Genomic DNA, 1,056 nt, shown 5'->3' with positions numbered 1-1,056 from the left:
CACGGCCCACCAGATCTTCTTCGGTCTGCTGGCACTCACTGGCAAGGGTATCAATGTTTTCGATGGTATCAATCAGCGAGGCCAGTTTTTTCACTTCCAAGCCCTGACGGGAGAAATAGTTATCTGGCAACGCACCGGTCAACGCGCTATTGCTCTTTTCAATGGTAGAGAGCGCGGTATCAATAATTACCGCAATATCATCTTGCTTGGCACGCGCTTTGACATATGACCAACGCGCCACTTCCGGTAGGAAAAACACGTTATCCTGCTGGTAGAACACATCCATATCAATAAAGGCTTCTTGCCCATTGGCAATCAGTTGCTTGCGCTTGGCCTCAAATTTTTCGCTGATGAATTTAAGAAATACCAGACTAAGCACCACGTGCTTATATTCAGAGGATTCAACGCTGCCACGCAGCTGATTGGCGGTATCCCACAGGGTCTCTTCAAAGCCTTTTTTGTTGGCGTTCTTCTTTGCTGGAGCTTTAGCCATGAATGTGTGCCTAAATAGATGTGTTGGCTCGCGTAGGGTAGAGAGCAGATTATCGTGGTGCGAACCCAATAAAACAGACTGTAATTGTGCCACAAGGCAGAGATTCAGACTATGCGGTAAGCATAGTTGTGTGTGAAAGGTCGAAAGTTGTGCCGTGTTTGGCGGAATATCAGGCAGAGCACGGTTTTTTTATTTACCCGAATAGCGGAAGATCACCACCAGCAAGGTAAGTCATGATCGCCGAATTAACCTACCTGTGTTTTTACCTTTCGCTGACTTAGAGCTTACTGCTTTAGGTTTTGATGAAAGCTATCGTACTGTTGAAGATGATCACTGATTAAAAGCGATCATCTTCATAGTTGATTAAACAGAGAATATGCACTTAGTTTGGTCGTATTTACCCTGTACACATTTTCAGCTCTACATCATGTTTTTTGCAGCAGAGCCGAACTTGCAACTGACGTTAATTCTCTGATGTAAAGTATGAAAACAACTGTTATGCCCCTTCAAAGTGATATTTCATATCTGTATCACCGGTCATTTTAGTGAACACTTGATTAGTC

Annotated in this window: 1 protein-coding gene; it reads right to left on the bottom strand. The window is 44.0% G+C overall.

Annotated elements, in window-relative coordinates; all coding sequences use genetic code 11:
• Positions 1-493: type I restriction-modification system subunit M N-terminal domain-containing protein (locus ACRC27_RS04265; protein WP_438639269.1), on the bottom strand; the 493-nt coding region annotated here is incomplete at its 3' end.
• Positions 494-1,056 lie beyond the last annotated feature (563 nt).

The organism is Plesiomonas sp., from assembly GCF_051650925.1.
Taxonomy (GTDB): domain Bacteria; phylum Pseudomonadota; class Gammaproteobacteria; order Enterobacterales; family CAMTGL01; genus Plesiomonas.
Note: the sequence above shows the minus strand (reverse complement) of the source record. Positions and strands in the feature narration are given on the sequence as shown.